Annotated in this window: 22 protein-coding genes; 9 read left to right on the top strand and 13 right to left on the bottom strand. The window is 68.1% G+C overall.

Annotated elements, in window-relative coordinates:
• The first annotated feature begins 4 nt into the window (after positions 1-4).
• From ACPCUW_RS11240 to ACPCUW_RS11225, 4 genes are read left to right on the top strand one after another with little or no spacing between them, the layout of a single operon-like run.
• Positions 5-721 carry a phosphoadenylyl-sulfate reductase gene (locus ACPCUW_RS11240; RefSeq protein WP_423424643.1) on the top strand — a complete coding sequence of 239 codons (717 nt, stop codon included), beginning with the start codon at positions 5-7 and terminating at the stop codon, positions 719-721.
• Positions 700-1632, top strand: a complete 933-nt coding sequence (cysD, locus tag ACPCUW_RS11235) for a sulfate adenylyltransferase subunit CysD (protein ID WP_104364755.1) — start codon at positions 700-702, stop codon at positions 1630-1632. Before ACPCUW_RS11240 ends, cysD begins: the two co-directional genes overlap by 22 nt.
• Positions 1632-2957, top strand: a complete 1326-nt coding sequence (locus ACPCUW_RS11230) for a sulfate adenylyltransferase subunit 1 (protein WP_423424641.1) — start codon at positions 1632-1634, stop codon at positions 2955-2957. The genes cysD and ACPCUW_RS11230 overlap by 1 nt, the downstream gene beginning before the upstream one ends.
• Before the next feature lie 19 nt (positions 2958-2976).
• Positions 2977-3753, top strand: a complete 777-nt coding sequence (locus ACPCUW_RS11225) for a sirohydrochlorin chelatase (RefSeq protein ID WP_064902729.1) — start codon at positions 2977-2979, stop codon at positions 3751-3753.
• Between the two features lie 80 nt (positions 3754-3833).
• On the opposite strand, the gene ACPCUW_RS11220 is transcribed toward ACPCUW_RS11225, so the two are convergent.
• Positions 3834-4622: an HAD family hydrolase gene (locus ACPCUW_RS11220; protein ID WP_305778968.1), complete on the bottom strand. Its 789-nt coding sequence runs from the start codon at positions 4620-4622 to the stop codon at positions 3834-3836.
• Positions 4623-4815: 193 nt separating this feature from the next.
• Between ACPCUW_RS11220 and ACPCUW_RS11215 the strand changes: the two genes are divergently transcribed.
• On the top strand, positions 4816-5589 hold the full coding sequence (locus tag ACPCUW_RS11215; RefSeq protein ID WP_305778969.1) for an SDR family NAD(P)-dependent oxidoreductase: 774 nt from the start codon (positions 4816-4818) through the stop codon (positions 5587-5589).
• A 6-nt stretch (positions 5590-5595) separates the two neighbouring features.
• Here ACPCUW_RS11215 and ACPCUW_RS11210 read toward each other — a convergent pair whose 3' ends face one another.
• Positions 5596-6528 carry a helix-turn-helix transcriptional regulator gene (locus ACPCUW_RS11210; RefSeq protein WP_305778970.1) on the bottom strand — a complete coding sequence of 311 codons (933 nt, stop codon included), beginning with the start codon at positions 6526-6528 and terminating at the stop codon, positions 5596-5598.
• Positions 6529-6617: 89 nt separating this feature from the next.
• On the opposite strand from ACPCUW_RS11210, the gene ACPCUW_RS11205 reads away from it, so the two are divergent.
• A complete protein-coding gene (locus ACPCUW_RS11205; protein WP_423424638.1) occupies positions 6618-7058 on the top strand; it encodes a VOC family protein in 441 nt (146 codons plus the stop codon).
• Positions 7059-7064: 6 nt separating this feature from the next.
• On the opposite strand, the gene ACPCUW_RS11200 is transcribed toward ACPCUW_RS11205, so the two are convergent.
• The 3 genes from ACPCUW_RS11200 to ACPCUW_RS11190 all read right to left on the bottom strand — a co-directional run bounded on the left by ACPCUW_RS11200 (position 7065) and on the right by ACPCUW_RS11190 (position 12382).
• A complete protein-coding gene (locus ACPCUW_RS11200) occupies positions 7065-9356 on the bottom strand; it encodes an Hsp70 family protein (RefSeq protein WP_305778971.1) in 2292 nt (763 codons plus the stop codon).
• Positions 9357-9776: 420 nt separating this feature from the next.
• Complete coding sequence (locus ACPCUW_RS11195; protein WP_305778972.1) at positions 9777-11360, bottom strand: FAD-dependent oxidoreductase; 1584 nt, start codon at positions 11358-11360, stop codon at positions 9777-9779.
• Positions 11361-11374: 14 nt separating this feature from the next.
• A complete protein-coding gene (locus tag ACPCUW_RS11190; RefSeq protein WP_305779250.1) occupies positions 11375-12382 on the bottom strand; it encodes an AurF N-oxygenase family protein in 1008 nt (335 codons plus the stop codon).
• 283 nt (positions 12383-12665) lie between these two features.
• On the opposite strand from ACPCUW_RS11190, the gene ACPCUW_RS11185 reads away from it, so the two are divergent.
• Positions 12666-13325: a GntR family transcriptional regulator gene (locus tag ACPCUW_RS11185; RefSeq protein ID WP_305778973.1), complete on the top strand. Its 660-nt coding sequence runs from the start codon at positions 12666-12668 to the stop codon at positions 13323-13325.
• On the top strand, positions 13325-14590 hold the full coding sequence (locus ACPCUW_RS11180) for an MFS transporter (protein WP_423424635.1): 1266 nt from the start codon (positions 13325-13327) through the stop codon (positions 14588-14590). Before ACPCUW_RS11185 ends, ACPCUW_RS11180 begins: the two co-directional genes overlap by 1 nt.
• A gap of 51 nt (positions 14591-14641) precedes the next feature.
• Here ACPCUW_RS11180 and ACPCUW_RS11175 read toward each other — a convergent pair whose 3' ends face one another.
• The 8 genes from ACPCUW_RS11175 to ACPCUW_RS11140 all read right to left on the bottom strand — a co-directional run bounded on the left by ACPCUW_RS11175 (position 14642) and on the right by ACPCUW_RS11140 (position 21220).
• Positions 14642-15862, bottom strand: coding sequence for an Hsp70 family protein (locus tag ACPCUW_RS11175; RefSeq protein WP_423424633.1), 1221 nt, complete (start codon positions 15860-15862; stop codon positions 14642-14644).
• A 355-nt stretch (positions 15863-16217) separates the two neighbouring features.
• Positions 16218-17213: a sulfate/molybdate ABC transporter ATP-binding protein gene (locus tag ACPCUW_RS11170; RefSeq protein WP_030512833.1), complete on the bottom strand. Its 996-nt coding sequence runs from the start codon at positions 17211-17213 to the stop codon at positions 16218-16220.
• Positions 17210-18019, bottom strand: a complete 810-nt coding sequence (cysW, locus tag ACPCUW_RS11165) for a sulfate ABC transporter permease subunit CysW (protein ID WP_063019400.1) — start codon at positions 18017-18019, stop codon at positions 17210-17212. Before cysW ends, ACPCUW_RS11170 begins: the two co-directional genes overlap by 4 nt.
• Positions 18016-18783, bottom strand: a complete 768-nt coding sequence (cysT, locus tag ACPCUW_RS11160; RefSeq protein WP_423424806.1) for a sulfate ABC transporter permease subunit CysT — start codon at positions 18781-18783, stop codon at positions 18016-18018. The genes cysW and cysT overlap by 4 nt, the downstream gene beginning before the upstream one ends.
• A gap of 174 nt (positions 18784-18957) precedes the next feature.
• Positions 18958-20016 (bottom strand): sulfate ABC transporter substrate-binding protein, encoded by a 1059-nt coding sequence (locus ACPCUW_RS11155; RefSeq protein WP_063019398.1) that lies wholly within the window; start codon positions 20014-20016, stop codon positions 18958-18960.
• A gap of 187 nt (positions 20017-20203) precedes the next feature.
• A complete protein-coding gene (locus tag ACPCUW_RS11150) occupies positions 20204-20296 on the bottom strand; it encodes an Ms4533A family Cys-rich leader peptide (RefSeq protein WP_310400397.1) in 93 nt (30 codons plus the stop codon).
• Between the two features lie 237 nt (positions 20297-20533).
• The gene (locus ACPCUW_RS11145; protein ID WP_051755080.1) at positions 20534-20791 is read right to left on the bottom strand and encodes a hypothetical protein; all 258 of its coding nucleotides are present in this window, start codon (positions 20789-20791) and stop codon (positions 20534-20536) included.
• A 114-nt stretch (positions 20792-20905) separates the two neighbouring features.
• On the bottom strand, positions 20906-21220 hold the full coding sequence (locus ACPCUW_RS11140; RefSeq protein ID WP_051755078.1) for a hypothetical protein: 315 nt from the start codon (positions 21218-21220) through the stop codon (positions 20906-20908).
• 111 nt (positions 21221-21331) lie between these two features.
• On the opposite strand from ACPCUW_RS11140, the gene ACPCUW_RS11135 reads away from it, so the two are divergent.
• Positions 21332-23380 (top strand): glycoside hydrolase family 15 protein, encoded by a 2049-nt coding sequence (locus ACPCUW_RS11135; RefSeq protein ID WP_423424629.1) that lies wholly within the window; start codon positions 21332-21334, stop codon positions 23378-23380.
• The last annotated feature ends 13 nt before the right edge of the window (positions 23381-23393 follow it).

Here is a 23393-nt window from a genome sequence, read left to right as displayed (position 1 = left end):
CAGTATGGCAACCACTTTGGAAAAGCTGAGCGAAGCCGAGCTGCGCAGGATCGCCGAGGACGGCGCGGCGCAGCTGGGTCCGGACGCCTCGGCCACCGAGCTGCTGCAGTGGACCGAGGACACCTTCGGCTCGAGCTACATCGTCGCCTCGAATATGCAGGATGCGGTGCTGGTGCAACTGGCCGCGCAGGTGCGGCCCGGCGTCGAGGTCCTGTTCCTCGACACCGGCTACCACTTCGCCGAAACCATCGGCACCCGGGACGCGGTCGAAACCGTCTACGGCGTGAACATCCTCAACGTGCGGCCCGAACACACTGTCGCCGAACAGGATCAACTGCTGGGCAAGGATCTGTTCGCGCGCGACGCGGGTGAATGCTGCCGGCTGCGCAAGGTGGTGCCGCTGCAGAATTCGCTGGCCCCCTACAACGCGTGGGTGACCGGCATCCGGCGCGTGGAGGCCCCCACCCGGGCCAACGCCTCCCTGATCTCCTTCGACGAGGGCTTCGGCCTGGTGAAGATCAATCCGATCGCCGCCTGGTCCGACGACGAGATGGCCGCGTATATCGACCAGCACGGCATTCTCGTCAATCCCCTTGTCGAGGAGGGATATCCGTCCATCGGTTGCGCTCCGTGCACGCGGAAGCCGGAACCGGGATCCGATCCGCGAAGCGGCCGCTGGGCCGGCCTCGCCAAGACCGAATGCGGGTTGCACGCCTCATGACTTCAACGGTGACCGAGACACAATTCGATACCCTTGCCGCCCTCGAGAGCGAAGCCATCCACATTTTCCGTGAGGTGGCAGGCGAATTCGAGCGTCCGGTGATCCTGTTCTCCGGCGGGAAGGACTCCACGGTCCTGCTGCATCTGGCGCTCAAGGCCTTCTGGCCCGCGCCGCTGCCGTTCTCGCTGCTGCACGTGGACACCGGCCACAACCTCGACGAGGTGCTGGCCTTCCGCGACCACGTGGTCGAGAAGTACGGGCTGCGGCTGCACGTCGCCAGCGTCGAGGAGTATCTGGCCGACGGCCGGCTCACCGAGCGGCCCGACGGTATCCGCAACCCGCTGCAGACCGTGCCGCTGCTGGACGCCATCACCGAGAACCGCTTCGACGCGGTCTTCGGCGGCGGGCGGCGCGACGAGGAGCGGTCGCGGGCCAAGGAGCGGATCTTCTCGCTGCGCGACGCCTTCGGCCGCTGGGACCCGAAGCGGCAGCGCCCGGAACTGTGGAACCTGTACAACGGCCGGCACGCGCCCGGTGAGCACGTCCGGGTGTTCCCGCTGAGCAACTGGACCGAACTCGACATCTGGCGCTACATCGCGCGCGAGAACGTCGAACTCGCGACCATCTACTACGCGCACGAGCGGCCCGTGTATCAGCGCGACGGCATGTGGATGACCCCGGGCTCCTGGGGTGGTCCGCGTGAGGACGAGGAGCTGGTCGTCAAGTCGGTGCGTTACCGCACCGTCGGTGACGGATCCACCACCGGCGCAATACTTTCCGATGCCGCGACCAACGACGACATCCTCGCCGAGGTCGCCGCGTCGCGACTCACCGAACGTGGCGCGACCCGCGGCGACGACCGCGTCTCCGAGGCCGCCATGGAAGACCGCAAGCGAGAGGGTTACTTCTGATGAGCGAGTGGAGCTTGCGGAACGAGCAGACAACGCAGCCCGATCTCCTCCGTCTCGCCACCGCCGGCAGTGTCGACGACGGCAAGTCCACACTGGTCGGACGCCTGCTCTACGACACGAAATCGGTACTGGCCGACCAGATCGACGCCGTCACCCGGGCCTCGGTCGACAAGGGCCTGGCCACCCCCGATCTCTCGCTGCTGGTCGACGGGCTGCGCGCCGAACGCGAACAGGGCATCACCATCGATGTGGCCTACCGGTACTTCGCGACGCCGAAGCGGTCCTTCGTGCTCGCCGACACCCCGGGCCATGTGCAGTACACCCGCAACACCGTCTCGGGCGCGTCGACGGCACAGTTGGTGATCCTGCTGGTCGATGCCCGCAAGGGCGTCATCGAGCAGACCCGGCGCCACGCCGCCGTGATGGCGCTGCTGGGTGTGCCGAAGCTGGTGCTGGCGGTGAACAAGATCGATCTGGTCGACGACGCGGAAGCGGTGTTCGCGCAGATCGTGGCCGAGTTCACCGAGCTCACGAGCAAACTCGGCTGGGCCCCCGAGGACATCGTCGAGATCCCGGTCTCGGCGCTGCACGGTGACAACATCGCGTCGCGTTCGGAGAACACCCCGTTCTACGACGGTCCCTCCCTGATCGAGCATCTGGAGTCGGTGCCGGTCGATGCCGACAGCACCGGCCGCCATCAGGTCGGCCTGCGCTTCCCGGTCCAGTACGTGATCCGCCCGCGGACCGCGGAGTACCCGGACTACCGCGGGTATGCCGGACAGGTCGCCGCGGGCGTGGTGTCGAAGGGTGACGAGGTCGTGGTGCTGCCCTCCGGTATCCGGACCACGGTCGAGCGCATCGACACCGCCGACGGCGAACTGCCCTCCGCCCAGCCCGGTCGCAGTGTGACCCTGCTGCTCACCGATGATGTCGACATCTCCCGCGGCGACACCATCGTCGCGGCGGCCGACGCTCCCGAACCGATCGATGCGTTCGACGCCACCGTCTGCTGGCTCGGCGACAAGCCGCTGCGGCCCGGCGCCCGCCTGCTGCTCAAGCACGGCACCCGGACCACGCAGGCCATCGTCGGCGCGCTGATCGAGCGGTTCGACGAGCAGAACCTGGCCGCCGATCCGAATCCGGAGTCGTTGGCGCTCAACGATATCGGCCGCATCTCGGTGCGCGTCGCGGAGCCGATCGCGGCCGACGACTATCGGGTCAACCGGTACACGGGCAGCTTCCTGCTCATCGACCCGGCGGGCGGTAACACGCTGGCCGCGGGCCTGGTGGGCGACGTACTGACCTCGGTCGAGGTCGGCAGCTGAGATGGGTTCGGCCGGTGGGATGTTCGTGAACGGCGAGCGGTCGCTCGCCGGTGTCACCACCGGCCGCGCCCCGGCATTGATCGCGGTCGCACACGGCAGCCGTGATCCGCGATCCGCCGCGACGATGTCGGCCGTGGTCGCCGAGATCGCCGGACAACGTCCGGATGTCGACGTGCGCCTGGCATTCCTGGACCTGAACACGCCTTCGGTGGAACAGGTCATCGATGCCGTTGCGGCACAGGGACATACCGAGGCCGTTGTCGTCCCGTTGCTGCTGGGCAGCGCGTTTCACGCCCGGGTGGATCTGCCCGGCATGCTCGCGGCTGCCCGCCGTCGGCATCCGCTGCTGCGGATCACGCAGGCCGATGTGCTCGGAACCGACGAACGACTGGTGGCGGCGCTGCGGGACCGAGCGCTGCACGCGGGCGCCGACCGCGACGATGCCGAGCTGGGTATCGCGGTCGCAGCCGTCGGATCCTCGTCCGCGGCCGCCAACCGGATCACGGCCGAGGTCGCGGTGGCGCTCACGCACGGCACCCGCTGGCGGTCCGCGATCTGCTTCGCGACCACGCAGCCGTCGCTGAGCCGAGCGGTCTCGGATCTGCGCAGCCGGGGAGCCCGCCGGGTGATGGTCGCCCCGTGGTTCCTGGCCCCGGGCTTGCTCATCGATCGTCTCGCCGTCGCCGAACCCGGCCTCGTGCACGCACCTGCGATCGGGCCGCACCGGTTCCTCACCGAGGTCGCGCTCGAGCGTTATCGGGCCGCCGACCGGATGTCCCTCGATCTCACGGCCTGATTCCGCCTGCCCTTCCGGCAGTCTCGGTCACCCTGGTCCCGCCCGGTCCGGACCCACGTGGGTCGTGCCGGCTTCGCGGTTCATCCCGCGAACCAGCGCTCCAGCACCAGGGCCGCCCCGTCCTCACTGATATCGGCGGTCGTTTCGTCGGCGAGCTCGCGGATCGGGGGCACCGCGTTGCCCATGGCGACGGAATGCCCTGCCCAGGTCAGCATGTCGATATCGTTGTAGCCGTCGCCGATGGCCAGGGTCTGCTCGAGCGGGATGTCGAGGGCCAGGCGAAGTTGTTCCAGCGCCCAGCCTTTGGACACCCCCTGTTTGGAGGCCACCAGCCACGGTTCGTCCTCGCCGTGCACCCAACCGGCGCCGGGGAGGTCGAGTTCGCCGACGGCGTCGATCATTTCGTCGAGGCTGCCGCCGGGCCACCAGCCGTTCAGCCGCGTGGTGGGCTCCAGGCTCAGTTCGGCATCGTCGACGAAGCGGAATTCGCCGAGCCGGAAGCTGCCGGGGTAGTAGCCGGTGGCCCAGGTGCCCACCCCCACCTTCTCCACCGACAGCACCATATCGGGCAGCAGTGAACGCAGTGTCGCGACCGCGGGTTCCGGATCGAAGGTATGGACCGCCAATGGTTCCCAGTTCGAAATGTCCACGTGCACAGCGCCGTTCGAGCACAGCGCCTGGCCCTCCTCGAGTCCCAGCTCCTCCATCACGAGCCGGGTGGCGAGCAGGGTGCGGCCGGTCGTGATCACCACATGGGCGCCCGCGTCGACCGCGGCACGCACCGCCGCACGCACCCGCGGGCTCATCGGCGCGCCCGCCTGCAGGATGGTCCCGTCCACATCCAGGGCAATCAGTCGAGGACTGTTCACCCGGTCATTGTCACCGATCGTGCATCTGCGCTTACAGCCCCGCCGCCGTTACCCGGCGGTATGCCACTCCGACGACTAGATGACACATCAACTACAGGTCCGAATCCCGCCAGCTTTGCCGGTTTCGCGCGACTTGACTGGCACCTGTCACGAGATCGCGTGGCAGACAACGGATATGGAGAGGGCAGCAGAGATGGACACGACAGTGCACCACCGCTTCGAATCGAAGGTCGTACTGATCACCGGCGCCAGCAGCGGGGTCGGCGCGGCCGTGGCCCGGCGAGTGGCGGCGGAGGGCGCCGCGGTGGTGCTGGGCGCCCGGGGCAAGGAGGCCGGGGACCGGATCGCCGCGGATATCCGCGCCCAGGGCGGCCGGGCCGTCTTCGTCCCGACCGACGTCACCGTGGCCGAGGACGTGGATCGGCTCACCCACGCCGCGATCGACGAATTCGGCCGGCTGGACGCGGCCTTCAACAACGCCGGCGCGGTCAACTCCTTCGGCCCGGTGCAGGACATCGACGAAGCCGGTTGGCGCGCAGATCTGGAACTCAACCTCACCGGCGTGTACTTCGGCCTGCGGTCCCAGGTGCCGGCGCTGCTGGAGTCCGGCGGCGGGGCGATCCTCAACAACGCCTCCAACCTCGGTGTGGTCGGTATGGGCTCGGTCGCCCCCTACGTCGCTGCCAAACACGGCGTGGTCGGCCTGACCCGCGCGGTCGCGCTGGAGACGGCCACCGCGGGTGTGCGGGTCAACGCGCTGGTTTCGGGCGCGGTGGATACCCCGGCGTTCCGCGCGTCGATGGGTGCGACACCCGAAGGCGAGGCGGCGATCGCGGCGCTGCACCCGCTCGGCCGAATCGCCCACGCGGAGGAAATCGCCTCGCTGTGCGCCTACCTCCTCTCCGACGAGGCGAGCTTCGTCACCGGCGCGGCGGTCGCGGTCGACGGCGGGTTCACCGCTCGGTAACGCGGATCAGCGGTAGATGGCGGTGAGCTCGGCCGCCAGCGCGGCCAGCTCGCGCCGAATCGATTCGGGGGCAACGACTTCGAGGCGTCCCCCGAATCCGGCGAGCTGTTCGGCGATCGCGCGCGGCAGATGGGCGCTGATCCGCAGCCGCACCCGGCCGCCGTCGACCGGACCGTCCTCGGCGCAGTGCCGGCCCAGCCGATCGCGCAGGACCGGCACGATCTCGGGATCGGCGTGCACGATCGCCGACACCTCGCCGCGGCGATGTTCCATCTGTTCGACGATCTCCGACCACGCCTGCGCCAGATCGAAATCCGCCGGGACGTCGGCGACGCCGTCCCCGACGGTCACCTCGCTCATCCGGTCGACGCGATAGGTCCGGCGCCCCCGGTCGGTCCCGGCGATCAGATACCACACAGCGTCCTTGTCGACGACGCCCCAGGGATCGACGGCTCGCTCACGACCGGCCGGGCCGTAGCGAAATCGGACCGTCCGTCGCCGCGCGACGGCCTGTTGCAGCAACTCGACCTCCGCCGGTTCGGATCGCGGCCGCCGGCCCCAGCCGACCGGATCGATCAGCGTCGCACCCGAGGCGGCCAGGGCTTGTTCGCGGAACGTCTCCGGCAAGGCTCGCAGCAACTTTCGCAGCGCCGAGCGGGTGGCGGGCGAGCCCGAGGCCGCCGGACCGAGCAGCAGGAACAGCGCCCGCGCCTCGTCGGCCGTCATTCCGCTGAGGTCGGTCCGGGCACCACCGATCAGCGCCCAGCCCCCGCCCCGGCCGGGCTGCGGGTAGACGGGAACGCCTGCCGACGACAGCGCCTCGAGGTCGCGGCGTGCGGTCGCCACGGATACCTCGAGTTCCCTGGCGAGCTCGGCGGCGGTCACCCGGCCCCTCGCCTGCATGAGGAGCAGCGTGGCAATCAGACGGTCGGCGCGCATACGGCAATTCTGCCGAACAAAGTGCTCATTCGGTGAGCACTTTGACCGCGAGGATCGTATCGAAGACCGCAACGACCGAGGAGAGACCGATGCTGCGCGGAATGACGACCGTGTCCTACTATGCCGACGACCTGGCGGCCGCCAAGCGCTGGTACGGCGAATTGCTCGATACCACACCGTATTTCGAGGTTCCCGGCTATATCGAGTTCCGGATCGGCGACTACCGGCACGAACTCGGCATCATCGATCGCCGCTACTGCCCGGACCCCGCCCACGAACCCGGCGGCGCACTGCTGTACTGGCACGTCGACGATCTCGACGCCGCACTGCAGCGGCTCCGCGAACTCGGCGCGGCCGAACACCAACCTGTCACCGAACGCGGTCCGGGCTTCGTCACCGCCTCGGTGGTCGACCCCTTCGGCAATCTGCTCGGCATCATGTCCAACCAGCACTACCTCGACGTCCTGGACAGCCGTCGGGACTCGTCATCGCCGACTCGGCGCGATATCGGGGCCGAACCCTGTCGGTGAACCCGGTCAGTGCCCGAAACCGCCGAAACCACCGCTGTGGAAGCCGCCGCCCAGGCCACCCCCATGGAAGCCGCCACCGGGGGTGGCGCCGAGGCCGGGGTGGCTCGGCGCGACGGCTCCGGGGTGGGCGGGGGCGACCGGTGCGGGGTTCGTCCCGCCGGGGCGGGTAGCGCCGCCGGGAGGTGTGGCCGTGCTGCCCCCGAGGCCGGGAGTACGGGCGGTTCCGGCACCCGGGGCGGTATCGGAAGACGTTGTGCCCGGGGCAGACTGGGCGCCACCGGTCGGTGCGGAATCGGTGCCACCACCGGCGGGGGCGGAGGTGCCGGGCTTCGCGTTGTCCCCGGCGTTCGCAGTGCCGTTCGAATTGGCAGTGCCGTTCGAATTCGCGGAGTCGCTCGAATTCGCGGAGTCGCCCGAGTGGGAACCGTCGCCCGAATTCGTCGTACCACCGGCATCGGGTCCGGTGTCGGAGTTCGTGGCGTCGCCGGAGTGCGCCGGGCCCGAGTTCGCCGTCCCCGGTTTCGCCGGATCCGATTTCGTACCACTGGAGTTCGCGGAGTCGTCGGCGTGCGAGCCGTGCGTATCGGCGCTGTCGGAGTCCGAGCCCTGGGAGGATGCACTCGACCCCCCGGTCGCACCGGCCGAATTCGACTCGGCGGACGTGGTATCCGAGCCGTCACCGCTGTCCGCGGTGCCGCTCGAGTGCCCGGGCCGCGGAGTGGACGCGGCATCGCCGGTATGCGAATTCCCGGACGACGCATCGGGAGTCGCGGTCGTCTTGTCGGCGGGGACGGGGTTCGTGCCGGATGCGGGTGTACTCGAACCGTCCGGTTTCGGCGCCGGATTTCCGGGCTTCGACGAGTCCCCGGGTGTGGAGCCCCCGCCGGGCGGGGTGCCCTGATCACCGGATCCCGGCTGATCCGGATGTCCCGTGCCGGGCAGGTTGCCGGCCGCGGCGCCGGCGGCCAGGAGCGCCGCCGCGCCCGAGTTCACGAACGGCATGGGGTTGGTGAAACGCGCCGGATCGGAGTAGGTCCGGGCGCGAGGCGGCACGCAGGGCGTGACGGCGCCGTAGTCGCGCAGCGCGTTCTCGACCCGATCGGTCATGGCATGCGAAAAGTCGTGCGCCGCACCGGCGTAGCCGCGCATTCCGGGCAGCGAGGTGCCCATCAAAGTGTCGGCGCGGGCCGCCAGCGCAGCGAATCCGACACCGAAGCCGGCTGTCTGCGGCAGGTCGCCGACCTGTTCGCGCAACGCATCCACCGGGCCGGCCAGCGCGGGGGCGAATTCCATGATCGGGCCGTCGGTACCGAGCGGGCCACCGCCGATCATGGTCGCCGCCGACATGGCGAGAGCGGACACGACCGCGGCGGAGGATACGACCGCGGCGCCCCGGGCGTATCGCCCGGCGTTGCTGTTGCTCGTGGCGAATCGAGCCGAGGCGATGGCGGCTCCGGTCGCGACCGTATGCGCCGGATCCGGCGGGACGATCACCGGAGGACCCAACTCTGCCAGCACCTCCGCCACCTCGACCGGTCGCGCGGCGCCACCGATCAGTAGCACGCGATCGACGTCGTCGATGGTCACCCGCGCACGTTGCAGGCAATCGCGCACCACCCGAAGCGAATTGCGGACATGCCAGGCGCGCAGGCGGCGGGTGTCCTCGGCCGGCACCACCGTCGACACCGGTGCCGGCACGTCCGGAGCCAGCGTCCGTGCGTAGCGCGCCAGGACGGCGCCCAGCGGCCGGCCGCCGAAGGCATCGGATCGCAGGGCCGAGCCGAGCACTCCGCGCTGATTCCATTCGGCCTCGGTCCGGACCACCGCGACGTCCAGGTTGTTGGCGCCCAGGTCGTAGACGAGCGTGGAACAGCTTGCGGAAACACCGTATTCGCCGTCCAGCCATTCCACCGCGGCCACGGGTTCGGGCATCAGAATCACGTCGAAGGCGCCGCAGCGGTGCAGTGCGTACTGCAGCGAGGCGATCTGCCGGTCGGTGTAGCAGGCGGGATAGGTGAGGACCGGCCCGGCTTCGGGATCGCTGCCCTCGATCAGGCAGGTGGCGACCGAGGCGACCAGGTCGGCCGAGGACCGGATCCGGCCGCCCAGCGATACCGGCTCGCGCACGCGGGTGAGGTCGGCGAAATCCGTGACCACCGGCGCGAATCGAGGCACTCCGCCGACTCGGACATCGCCGGAGCGGTCGAAGGTGACCGCGGTGCGACGCACGCGGACCGCCGGCCGGCCGCGATCACCGGCAGTTGCCGCCCACACGGAATTCACTGTGCCGATGCTCATGCCGAAGCCAACCGTCATTGCCATCCCGTCAACGCACCGAGACCACGGCCCCAGGTGGTTCAACCATGTGGTCGCGGTCGTTTACCAAATAGCGAACACAGGTTAGCTGGTCGGTCTCGATCACGGAAACCGAATGGGCGGAAAAGCTTTCACACCCACCGCTCGATCGAGCAAAACACCTGATAGGCCGCAATATTCGGCAAAGTCGGAAGTTCGAATTCGGCTGCCGCACGAGAATAGCTGGCAAAACTGGCCATTTCACAGTTGATCGCGCGGAATACCGACCGGTTTTCTATGGAATTGCCGCAATGACATTCACGAGACCGAAATCCGTCCGGCCGTTCCGAATGACTGGATGGTTGCCGAAACGACGAATGCCCCGATCCGGGCGGATCGGGGCATTCGGTCGAAAGATCCGGCTCAGGCGCGAGCGAGCAGCTTTCGCTTCCACCACGGCTGGGCCGTGGCGCCGCCGCGCACCGCATCGGGGCGGCGGCGCTGGACCAGCCGATCGAAATCGGTGGCGTCGGCGGTGGGCCGGCGCAGACGCCCGGCGTTGAAGTCGTCGACCAACTGTCGCACCGTCTGCTGCGCGCAGGACTTGTTGGTGCCGATGAAGCCCGTCGGACCGCGCTTGATCCAGCCGGTCACATAGGTTCCCGGAACCACCGCGCCGCCGGCGGATTCGAGCACCCGGCCGTCGGCGTTCGGGATGACACCGGCGCGCTCGTCGAACGGCACCCCCGGCACGGCCACGCCGCGGTAACCCACCGAAGCCAGAACCAGTGCGGTATCCAGGGTTTCGGTGTCGTCTGTCGCGACAGCGCGGGTGATACCGGCCTCGTCGGTCACGAGTTCGTTGCGCACCAGCTCGATTCCGGTCACGCGGTCGGTGCCGACCAGCGCCACGGGCGAGGAGAGATAGCGGAAGACGATGCGCTTGCGCGCGCCCACCGGACGGTCGGCCACGCTGCGCAGCAGCTTCAGTTTCTGCTCGACCTTCTGCGGCATATCCGGAGTCGGTTCCGGCACATCACCTTCCACGACGATGTCGAGGTCGGATCCGAGCAGGCCCACGAATTCGGGGACGGTGAAGGCGGATTCGGCGGGACCGCGGCGGCCCACGATCACCACTTCCTCGATCTTGCTGTGCCGCAGTGCCGCCAGCGCCGCCGGCGACACCTCGGTGGCATCGAGCAGTTCGGGATCCATGGTGAGAATCCGGGCCACGTCGAGCGCGACATTGCCGTTGCCGACGATCACCGCGCGCCGCTGCGACAGATCGAAACTGCGCTGCGCGAAGTCGGGATGACCGTTGTACCACGCCACGAACTCGGTCGCGGACAGGCTGCCGGGCAGACCCTCGCCGGGGATACCGAGCTTGCGGTCGGAGGAGGCGCCCACGGCGTAGATCACCGCATCGAAATGGTCCAGCAGTTCGGCGTGCGAGATGTCCGCGCCCACCGCCACATTCAGGTACGACCCGAATCCGGGCTGCGCGGAGATCACATCGAACAACCGGCTCACCTGCCGGGTCCGGGTGTGGTCGGGCGCGACGCCGTGGCGTGCCAGGCCGTAGGGCACCGGCAACCGGTCGAAGACCGTCACCGCCACCTCGGGCTGGGTGAGCAGCTCGTCGGCGGCGTACATCGCCGAGGGACCCGAACCCACGATCGCGACGCGCATCGGGCCGCGATCGGTGTCCACCTCGGCGGCCGGCACCGGCTTGGCCAGCAGTGGACGCGGCCGCGCCTGGCGATAGAAATCGGCGTTGATCTCGATGAACGGCTTCTGCTCCGCGGTGAGCTTCTTCGAGGAGGTGATGGCGTCCACCGGACAGGCCGTGGCACAGGCGCCGCAGTCCACGCATGCCGCGGGGTCGACGTACAGCATCTCCGCCGTCAGAAAATCCGGTTCGTCGGGCGTGGGATGGATGCAGTTGACCGGGCATGCGTAGACGCAGGAGGCGTCGCTGCAGCACGACTGGGTGACTACATACGGCACTGTATGGCTACCCTTCAGGCGGCTTTGGTCTTGGCGCGCTGCGGCTCGGAGCGGTACCGGCTGGCCGGGCCGTCGATCTTCAGCAGCTTCCAGACGTTCTTCGAGATCGGGTTCATCAGGCCCAGCTCCTTGGCCAGGGCCCGCACGTCGATGAAGTAGTCGGCGAAGGTCTGCTGCGCCTCGGCGGAGCCGTAGAACAGTTCCTTGCGCACGTCCTCGGGAATGTCGAATTCCTTGAAGAAGGACTTCGGCGGGGTCGCGATGGACCGGCCGAGGATCCACATCACGATCGGCATGGCCAGCGACAGCACGAACTTCGCGGCCGGATTCGACTCCGGCACATGCTTCTTCAAGAATTCGTGCGCGAAGGAGATGTGGCGCGCCTCCTCGGCGACGTGAATCGCCATGACGCCGCGCATGATCGGATGCACTTCCTCGCCGGAGCGCAGGATCTGCTTCTGGATGTGGTCGATCGGCTCCTCACCGGCGAGCACCGCCATGAAGAACAGATTCGGGAACCGGGCGGCGACCGGCGCGGCGATGTAGCGAAACTTACGGACCAGCGGGCCCATCCCCGGCACATCGATGCCGATCCGGTTGACCATCTCCTGGAACATCAGGGTGTGGTTGTGCTCCTCGATCATCTCGTGGGAGCAGTACCGGAATTCGGGCGAGCCGTTGGGCAGGCTGAAGTTGTGCGTGACCATGCCGCTGATCAGGATCGACTCGAACTGCAAGCCGACCTTGGCGACATTGGCCTGACGGTACTTGCCGATGGCGATCTTCTGCTCGTCCGACAGCGCCTGGTACCAGGGGTGACGTCCCAGCGGGTCGGCGGATTCCGGAAGGATCCACCGCTTCTCGCCGGCGGTCGCGGCGAAGTCGGGGTTGTCCCAATCGATGTCGGTGAACGGATCGAAGTGCTTGTTGACCGAACCCTCGGACAGCAGGAGCAGCTTCTGGGCGTATTCCATGGCCTCGGCGACCACAGGGTCTACTTCCGGCGTCGCGGCAACGGACATCGTCGTCACAGCCTCTCCATCTCGCATGGGTAACTGTTTCCCATAGTTACACCTATAGCGGCGGAGGTCAACACCGGCGACCGGCCATGCCGGGCACCATCGCGCAACCTCGCCGATAGTCCGCCGAATTCCCAGCTCAGTGGCAACGGAAACAGCATTACCGGGAAGTACTGTGCGGGGCGTCACATCGAAGGGAAGGCCGTCACCACCCACGCTCGAGGCGGGTCGGACGTGTCGGCACCCACATGGCAATTCATCCCATGTCCCCGCTAAGCTACAACTTGTGTCTAAGACGTATTCGGCCGCGGAGCGCGCCTATCGGGAGATCAAGGAGCGCATCCTGACCGGGGCACTGCCCGGCGGAGAGCTGATCAGCGAGGGTGAGATCGCGACCGATCTGGGCACCTCGCGCACTCCGGTCCGGGAGGCGTTCCTGCGGTTGGAGACCGAGGGCTGGATGCGGCTGTATCCCAAACGCGGCGCGCTGGTGGTACCTATTCCCGCACATGAGGCCGAACACGTCGCACATGCCCGCTATGTCGTGGAGACCGCGGCGGTGCGCGCCCTCACCGCCGACGAGCGGCCGGCGCTGATCGACGCCCTGCGCGAATCACTGACCCGCCAGCGCGAACTCCTCGCGAACCTCGCCGTGTCCGACGGCCGGGCGCTGTCGCACTTCGCCACCGAGGACACCGACTTCCATCGCGGCTATGTCGTCGCCGCGGGCAACCCGCTGCTCACCGGGTTCTACGACTCGCTGCGCGAACGCCAGCGGCGGATGAACAGCGTCGCCCTGCACCGCGCGCCGATGAATACCGCCCGCATCGTGGAACAGCATGCGCAGCTGACCGATCTGATCGCCGCCGGCGATACCGCGGGCTTCGATACCGCACTGGCCGAACACCTTTCGGGTGTGCACCAGCTCGAACTGAGAGGACTGTGATGACCGCGCCGACCGCCGTCGACATCCGCCCGGCACGGGTCGCCACCACCCCGCGCGTGTGGTGGGGCGTGGCCGCGGCGGTCTTCGCGATCGCCTGGGGCGGAAACGAATTCACCCCGCTGCTGGTGATGTACAAGAACGACGGCCTGCCGGTCACCACGGTCGATCTGTTGCTGTTCGAATACGTCCTGGGCATCGTGCCGGCGCTGCTGATCGGCGGGCCGCTGTCGGATCGCTACGGCAGGCAGCGGCTGATGCGGCCCGCACCGCTGATCACCGCGGTCGGATCGACGCTGCTGGCCTTCGGTTTCGGCGTGGTGCCGATGTTGTCGATCGGGCGCGTGCTGTGCGGAGTCGGTCTCGGTCTGGCGATGGCCGTGGGCAGCAGTTGGTTGAAGGAGCTGTCGCAGCCGCCGTTCGGGCCCGTGTCGGCTCCCGGCACCGGCGCTCGCCGCTCGGCGATGAGCCTCACCGGCGGTTTCGCCATCGGAGCCGGCGTGGCCGGGGTGCTGGCGCAGTGGGGGCCGTGGCCCGCGACCCTGGCCTATCTCATCAATGTGGCACTGTGCGTGATCGCGGCCGTCTGGGTGCAGCGCGCACCGGAAACAGTCGCACCGCAACCGATTCGCAAGCCACTGCGTGAGGATCTGCGGATTCCGGCGGCCGGCCACCGGCGTTTCCGCCGCATCGCACTGCCGCTGGCGCTGTGGCTGTTCACCTCCGCCGCGACCGCCTACGCAATCCTGCCGACGCTGGCCGCCGACCGCATCGCCGGAACCCCGATCGCCTTCTCCGCGCTGATCACGGTGATCACGCTCGGATGCGGTTTCGCCATCCAGTCGGTGGCGCGGCGGATCGACCTGCCGGGTACCGCGCGGATCGCGGCACTGTCGCTGATCCTCACCACGGCAGGCATGGCCGCATCCGTCTACGCGGCGGCATCGCTACAGCTGTGGGCCGTCGTCGCGACCGCTGCCGTGCTCGGCTTCGGATTCGGCATCGGGATGGTCGCGGGACTGCAGGAGATCGAGCGGATCGCCCGGCCGGACGATCTGGCCGGGCTGACCGCGGTGTTCTATTCGGTGAGCTACCTCGGATTCGGTTCACCGGCGCTGCTGTCGCTGCTGCACAACGCCTTGCGCATCGGCTATCCGGTGATGTTCGCGGCCGGCGCGGTCATCGCCCTCGGATGTCTCGCGGTGGTACTCAACAACTATCGCGATCCGGAGAGCCCGAGCGCCGTCGAGCGACGAATCAGCCGATAAGCCGAGTCGGAAGGGCGTTGTCGGCCCCGCGCCACCTGTGGCGGCACGCCGTCAGTGCTGAACGTGCACGAGTCCCGCGCCCATGGATTGCGCTCCCGCTTCGTCCCCCACCACGGCAGTCGCCGCGAACAGCGCGCCACCGGCCGCGACCGCGACGGTGACCGCGACCCGCGTCAGCCGGCGGCGCAGCACGCGCGGCGGCTCGGGTGGCTCGGGCGCCTCGGCGACCTCGCTCTCCCGGATCGATTCGGCGGCGCGGCGCGCGAACACGGCCGCACCCTCGGCGATCGTGCGCTCCGGATCCGGGGCGACAATCACCGGCCGCGCCAGCGCCGCGGCCAGGACCGCGGCGACTTCGGGCGGACGGGCGGCGCCGCCGACGACGAGCACACAGTCGACATCGGCCATCGTGACGCGGGCTCGGCCGAGGCATTCGTACACCACATCGAGCGACTCGCGGATGTGCGCGGTGCGCAAAGCCGTGATCGCGGCGTCGGAGTCGGCGGCCGAGGAAGCACCGGCGCGCCAGTTGTCCTGCGCGGCCATCTTCGCACCGAAGGCGCGGCCACCGAAGGCGGTGGAGCGCAACGGTTCCCCGAACACCGGCCGGTCCGGAGTACCGGGGCCGATGCGCACCAGGGTGACGGTCAGCCCCGATCCGCCGAGGTCGTAGACCAGCGCCAGGCCCGGCAGCAGCGGACCGTGCGCCACCGACAGCCACGCCGCGGCCGCCACCGGTTCGGCCACCAGGGCGGCATGGGACAGTCCGATCGAATCGAGGGCCTCGCGCAGTTCGAGCACCCGCTCCTCGCCGTAACTCACCGGATGTGTCACCGCGACAGCGGTTTCCGGATTGCGGCCCTCGGCGGTGGCCACCACGTGGGCGGACACGTCCGCGACCACGGTGCGCGCGACGGTCGCCACCAGATCGGCCGCGGACAGCGACCGATGACGTACGCGCGCGGTCCGGCCAGGCCCGGTCAGATCGGCGAAGTCGGTCACGGCGCGGCCGTGGCGCGGAATCCGGCCGACCCGCGCGGTGCCGCTGCTGTCGAAAGTGAGTGTCGTGCGCCAGGTTCCCGGCGCGGTGCGCTGCTGCGACAGCGCGGATTTCGGGCCCGAGCCCCGCTTGCGCCGGCCGGTCGCCGCACGCCCACCGGATTCGCCGGCCGCGCTGCGCCCGCGGCCACGCGCGTTCTTCCCGCTCTCAGCAGTATCGATGGCGCACACCGTGTTGACCGTGCCGATACTCACTCCGAGCCCAACCGTCATCACAATTCCCCTCGATCGACGAGCGTACGTTCGCTGACATGTCTCGATCCGGCATCAGGCAACCACTGTGCTGAGAACTTGCCAAGCACCGGACAATCGGTTGTCCGCTCAACCGCCGCACTCCGCGACGATGCCGCCGATACCGCAGATATACCCCTTCACCTGCGGTAACAAATCAGGCAATTCATACGCGCAGTGGACATTTCGCGACACCGACCGACCGGTACGGGTTTGCCAGCAATCGTCCGAATATCCTCGGACACCGTATACCGGCGATCCGGCAACGGTGGCGCATCCGGCGAAACACCCACTCCCCCAACGCCGCACGAGCGCCCGGCTCCGCCGACAGGGAAGATCAGGCCGCGGGCAGTTCCGGGATGCGGGTGGCGCGGGCGAAGACGGTCTCACCCTCCGCCAACCGCAAAGCCTCCGCGTCACCGCGAGTGACCTGCGCGGTGAACAGGTCGCCGGTGGCCGCATTGCGCAATTCGAGGCGAACCTCGAAACCCAGTCGGACGACGCGCTCGACGGTCGCGCGGGTGACCCCCGCCGACTCCGCGGTGCCCTCGTGTTCGGCCAGGGCCATACCGGGATCGCGGCCGATGCGAATGTCGTGCGGGCGCACCAGATGTCCGTTCAACTTGGCCACCGCACCGAGGAAGGACATGACGAATTCGTTGGCGGGACGGTCATATACGTCTTCGGGCGTTCCGACCTGTTCGATGCGACCGGCATTCATCACCGCGATCCGGTCGGCGACGTCGAGCGCCTCCTCCTGATCGTGGGTGACCAGCACGGTGGTCACGTGCACTTCCTCGTGCAGGCGACGCAACCACGTGCGCAGGTCGTGACGCACCTTGGCGTCGAGGGCGCCGAAGGGTTCGTCGAGCAAGAGCACCTGCGGGTCGACGGCCAGCGCCCGGGCCAGCGCCATGCGCTGCCGCTGACCACCCGACAGTTGCGCCGGATAGCGATGCTGGAACCCGTCCAGGCCCACGATGCCGAGCAATTCGTCGACGCGCTTGCGGATTTCGTTCTTCGGGCGCTTGCGGATCTTCAACCCGAACGCCACGTTGTCGCGCACGGTCATATGTTTAAACGCCGCGTAGTGCTGGAAGACGAAGCCGATATCGCGCTTCTGCGGCGAGACCCGGGTGACGTCGCGGTCGGCGATGGTCACGATGCCCGAATCCAACGATTCCAAGCCGGCGATCGAACGCAGCAGCGTCGATTTCCCGGAACCGGAGGGCCCCAGCAGCGCGGTCAGCTCACCGGAGGGGATGTCCAGGCTGACGTTGTCGAGGGCGGCGAACGAACCATAGCGCTTGTTCGCGTCGGTGACGGTAATCATTTGGCAGTGCCCCGCTTGCGTTCGAGAAGGGTCATCAGGACGAGGGTGACGAGCGCCATGGCCATGAGCAGGGTCGCCGCGCAGTAGGCGCCGAAGGTGTTGTGGTCGTTGATATAACGACCGTGCACCAGCAGCGTCAGGGTCTGAGAAATGCCGGGCAGTCCGGACGACACCATGATCACGGCGCCGAATTCGCCGAGGGCGCGGGCGACGGTGAGCACGATGCCGTAGGTCAGGCCCCACCGAATGGCCGGCAGGGTGATACGCCAGAAGGTCTGCCACCGGCTGGCGCCCAGGGTCGCCGCGGCCTGCTCCTGATCGTCGCCGATCTCGTGCAGGACCGGGACGACCTCGCTGACCACGAAGGGCAGCGTGACGAAGAGCGTGGCGATCACCATGCCCGGCAGGCCGAAGATCACCCGGAAGCCGAAGCTGTCGAGGCCACCGAACCAGCCCCCGACACCCCACAGCATGATCAGCGATACGCCGACCACCACCGGCGAGACCGCGAACGGCAGATCCACCACACCCTGAATCAGAGTGCGCCCCCGGAAGTTTCCGCGCACCAGGGCGATGGCGGTGATGACTCCGAAGACCACATTGAGCGGCACCACGATCACGACGATCAACAGCGACAGATTGAACGCCGAGATCGCGGCGGGTGTGGTGATGGAATCGAGGAACGCACCGATCCCGTGCTCGAAGCTGCGCCAGAGAATGATCACCAGCGGAGCCACCAGCAACACGATCAGATACGCGAGCGCGATCACGCGCAGCGAAATCCGGGACGGGGCGGACAGTTTCATCGGCTCGCCTGTTCCTTGCGGGCGGTGCGTTCGGAGAAGATGCGCAGGATCAGCAGGGTGGCGAAGGAAATCGCCAGCAGCGCCACCGACACCGCCGCCGCGTTCACCGGACGGTCCACCTCGATCTGCTGCTGGATGTACTGCGACGCGACCTGAGTGCGGCGCGGAATGTTGCCGCCGATCAGGACCACCGACCCGTATTCGCCGATGGCGCGCGCGAAGGCGAGGCCACCGCCGGAGATGATGGCCGGCGCGAGCGACGGCAGCACCACGCGCCGGAAGATGGTCAGGTTGTTCGCGCCCAGTGAGGCCGCGGCCTGCTCGACCTCTTTATCCGCTTCGATCAGCACCGGCTGCACCGAGCGCACGACGAACGGCAGCGTCACGAATGCCAGCGCCACCACGAGTCCCGGCTGGGTGGCGTTGAGGTGGATACCGACCGGGCTCTGCGGCCCGTACAGCGACAGCAGCACGATGCTCGCCACGATCGTCGGAAGCGCGAACGGCAGATCGATCAGGGCGTTGACGAAGCTCTTGCCCGGGAAATCGTCGCGCACCAGCACCCACGCCACCACGGTGCCCATGACGACGTTGATCACGGCGACGACCACCGATACGAGAACCGTCACCCGCAACGCGTCCAGTGCCGCGGGCGCGGTGACCGCACCCCAGAAGCCGGACCACCCGTCGTCGAAGGAATGGACCGTCAACGCGGCCAGCGGCAGCAAGACGATGATGCTCAGCCACAGCACCGTGATCGCCAGACCGAGCGAGCCGGCCGATCCGGTGAGGCGCGACCGCCACGCCGGTCCGGCGGACCGCTGCCGGACGACGCCGGGACCGGTGGTGGTCCCGGCGTCGGTACTCCCGCCGGTGTCGGCCTTCGTACGGGTGTCAGTCACAGTTGCCCAGTATTCCGTGCGCTCCGAGCCACCGGCTTACTTGGTGGCTTTGTCGTAGAGCACCGCGACGCTGCCGGTGTCGGGGGTGAACAGATCCTTGTCGACCTGCTTCCACCCACCCAGATCGGCGATCGTCCACAGCTTCTGCGGCGCCGGGAAATCCTTGGTGTACTGCGCGGCGACCTGCGGATCGACCGGACGGAAACCGGCCTCCGCCCATGCCTTCTGGCCGGCCTGCGAATACAGGAAGTCCTTGAACGCCACGGCGGTGGTGGGATTCTTGGCGTTCTTCGTCACCGCCACCGGGTTCTCGATCTTGAAGGTGGTCGGCGGGATGACGTGCTCGATCGGATCCCCGCTGCGCTCGGAGAAGATCGCCTCGTTCTCGTAGCTGAGCAGTACGTCCCCGGTGCCCTGCAGGAAGGTCTCGGTCGCCTCCCGGCCCGACTTCGGCTGCACCTTGATGTGCTCCTTGGAGATCAGCTTGCCCAGGTAGTCCAGGCCCGCCTGCGGATTCTTGCCGCCGTCGCTCTCCGCGGCGTAGGGCGCCAGCAGGTTCCACTTGGCCGAGCCGGAGCTGAACGGATTCGGCGTCACCACCTCGACGCCGGGCTTCAGCAGATCGTTCCAGTCGTGGATGCCCTTCGGGTTGCCCTTGCGGACGGCGATCACGACGACCGAACCGAACGGCACCCCCTTGTTGGCGTCGGCATTCCAGGTCGAGTCGACCAGCCCGGCATCCACCAGCCGGGTGATGTCGGGTTCGACCGAGAAGCTGACGACGTCGGCCTGGGCTCCGTCCTTGACCTTGCGGGACTGGTCGCCCGAGGCGCCGTAGGACTGCTGGATCTGCGCGCCCTTGCCGGCCTCGGTCTTGTTGAATTCGCCGATCACCTTGTCGTAGCCCGGCTTGGCGACCGAGTAGGCGAACAGCGTCAACTGCCCGCCACCACTGTGGGCGTCGCCGCCGACGGTGTCGCTCGAGCCACCACTGCAGGCGGCGGTCAGTCCCACGGCCGCCAGCGCGGTGAGCGCGACGGCGATGCGTCCTCGGCGCACCGAGAACCAGGATCTGCTGGACGATCTGCGAGACATGGAACTGACCTTTCCTGCCGCCCGCCCCCGGCGCACACTGCTGCCGGGTCGGAAGTAACTGTGATTGAGCGGTAGATCTGCCCGGTGAATACCGGAGACAGGCGCGGGCGGCTGAGCCGCGAGAGGCGGAGACGCTGCGGAAAGATGTGCGCCGGTCCCGTGGAAAGGGCGCAGCGTGTCCGATCAGCTATCGACGACAGTGAATGTCCGCGACGACGAGACAGCCGACCGCGATCAACGCCAACTCATGGCGGACCTGCGGAACAACGCTCGATGACACGGGCAGACTCTAACAGAGCACCCGGAACCGCGCGAATCGGTCGAAGCGGAATCCGCCGAAGATCCCGATGTTCGAGAAAACCGCCCATGACCGGCGGGAAGTATTCATATTTCGGATTCCCGACCGCCACCGCGCCGACACCGCAACGACCACCGGGGCCCGGGCGAACCGTGGTGAAGACCACAGTCGCCCGGACCCCGGTGCGTGCGTTCCGGCACCAGCCGATCGGTGGCCGGTCTACTCCTCGTCGGCGGACTCGGGCGGGCTTTCGTAGAGGTCGAGCACCCACTCCTCGACGGCGGTGTCCTCACCGTCCTCGTCGGGCTCGTCGGCGCGCAGCCGGTTCTGCAGCCGCACGCCCAGGCCGAGCATTTGCGCGGCGCGCACCATCTCGATCGCCTCGTCGGCGGTGGTGTAGTGGGTCGCGATCAGTCGGGGGCCGTCCTCGATCTCCAGAAGCTGCTCGAGGTCGACGAATTCCTCATCGGTTGGCATGGGCTGCACAGTACCTGCAACCTCCGACAGCGGGGGATTATCGCGTCAGCAACCAGGCGACGACGATCAGCACGAGCAGTGCGATCAGCGCCAACTGGACCCGTGAGCGTGGCATCAGATCGCTTCCTTCGGCATCGGACCCGGAACATGCATCGAGGCGCCGGCCAGCACCGGTTCGGGCGGTGCGATGGTCGCCGCATCGGGCGCGATCTCGGAGGCCGCGTCGCCGGCGACGATGTCGGTCTCGGCGACGGCCGAGCGGTCGCGGCCGAGCAGCCGCAGCACGATCCGCAATCCACGATCGAGCAGGTAGGCGATCAGGAAACTGACCGGCACCGCCCCGACCAGAACCACGACGAACTGCGGGAGGAACGGTAATCCGGCCACCCACAACTCGAAGCCGTCCCACCAGCCCGCGACATGATGCACAACCACCAGCCTAGTAGGTCACGGGTGCGCCGGCCGCAGGGCATGCCGACCGGCTGTCGCGAGGTGCCGACAGTCCCGGCGAACGGGACCGGAATCCACCATGATGGCTGTATGGCGTCCTACGACGAACCGATCACCGAACAACCCCTCATCGAGACGCTCGACGACATGTCGCCGCCGCGCGATGCCCTGGCCGACGTCTCCGATGCCGAGATCTCGGCGAACTACCTGCCCATTTCGGCGGGCGTCGTGCACAAGTCGTCGTATCCGCCGATCGACGACTACGCCTTCCTCTCCGATTGCGAGACCTGCTGCCTCATCGCGCGCAACGGTGCGGTGGAGTGGATGTGCCTGCCGCGGCCGGATTCGCCCAGTGTGTTCGGCGCCATGCTGGACCGCAGCGCCGGACACTTCCGGCTCGGCCCCTACGGCGTGAACGTGCCCGCGGCGCGGCGCTATCTGCCCGGGGGCATGATCGTGGAGACGACCTGGCAGACCGACACCGGCTGGATCATCGTCCGCGATGCGCTGGTCCTGGGCCCCTGGCACAACACCGACCGGCGCAGCCGGACCTACCGCCGCACCCCGGAGGACTGGGACGCCGAGCACATCCTGCTGCGCACGGTGAAATGCGTCAGCGGCGTGGTCGAAGTGGAGATGAGCTGCGAACCGGCCTTCGACTATCACCGGGCGCCCGTGAATTGGGAATACACCGGCGAGGTCTACGAACGCGCCACCGCCACCGCGACCTGCGCCCACGACGAATTGCCCTGCGGCGAACTGGTTCTCACCACGGATATGCGCCTGGGGCTGGAGGGGCGCGAGGCCCGCGCCCGCACCCGCATGCGCGAGGGCGACGAATTGTTCGTGGCCCTGTCCTGGTCGCCGCTGCCGGCCCCGCGCACCTTCGCCGAAGCGGCGCAGAAGATGTGGCAGACCACCGAATGCTGGCGGCAGTGGATCACTCTAGGCAAGTTCCCGGATCATCCGTGGCGCGGCTATCTGCAGCGCAGCGCGCTCACGCTCAAGGGCCTGATCTACTCCCCGACCGGCGCCCTGATGGCGGCAGCCACCACCTCGCTGCCGGAAACGCCGGGCGGCGAACGCAACTGGGACTACCGCTACAGCTGGGTGCGCGACTCCACCTTCGCCCTGTGGGGCCTCTACACGCTGGGCCTCAACCGGGAGGCCGACGACTTCTTCGCCTTCCTGCACGATGTCGCGACCGCGAAAGACGGTGAGGCGCAACCGCTTCAGGTGATGTACGGCATCGGCGGGGAACGCGATCTGGACGAGTCCGAGATCCCGCACCTGCACGGTTACGACGGCGCCAAGCCGGTCCGCATCGGCAACGGCGCGTTCCAGCAACAGCAGCACGACATCTGGGGCACCATTCTGGATTCGGTTTATCTGCACGTGAAATCACGCCAGCAAGTCCCGGAAACGTTGTGGCCGATGTTGAAGCGGCAGGTCGAGGCGGCGATCGAGAACTGGCGCAAACCCGACCGCGGCATCTGGGAGGTGCGCGGCGAACCGCAGCATTTCACCTCGTCCAAAGTGATGTGCTGGGTCGCGCTGGACCGCGGCGCGAAACTCGCCGAATTGCACGGCGAGACCGACTACGCCGAGAAGTGGGCCGCGCTGGCCGAAGAGATCCGCGCCGATGTACTCACCCACGGGGTGAACGACAAGGGCGTCTTCACCCAGACCTACGGTGGCGACAGCCTCGACGCCTCACTGCTGCTGGTCGTACTCCTGCGCTTCCTGCCGCCGACCGATCCGCGGGTGCGCGCCACGGTCCTGGCCATCGCTTCCGATCTGACCCAGCACGGCTTGGTGCTGCGCTACCGCACCGACACCACCGACGACGGATTGTCCGGTGCGGAGGGCACATTCACCATCTGCTCGTTCTGGCTGGTATCGGCGCTGGTGGAGATCGGCGAGGTGCGCCGGGCGCGGCATCTGCTGGAACGGCTGCTCGGATACGCCAGCCCGCTCAAGCTCTACGCCGAGGAGATCGACCCCTACACCGGACGGCATCTCGGTAACTTCCCGCAGGCGTTCACCCACCTGGCATTGATCAACGCGGTGATGCATGTGATCCGGGCCGAACACTCCACCGGGGCCGGTGAATTCCATCCGGCTCATCCCGCGGGCTGACGAAGCAGCGGGT

The sequence above is a fragment of the Nocardia sp. AB354 genome, from assembly GCF_049538315.1.
Lineage (GTDB): Bacteria > Actinomycetota > Actinomycetes > Mycobacteriales > Mycobacteriaceae > Nocardia > Nocardia nova.
The sequence above is the reverse complement of the archived record's forward strand: the minus strand, read 5'-3'. Positions and strand labels throughout refer to the sequence as shown.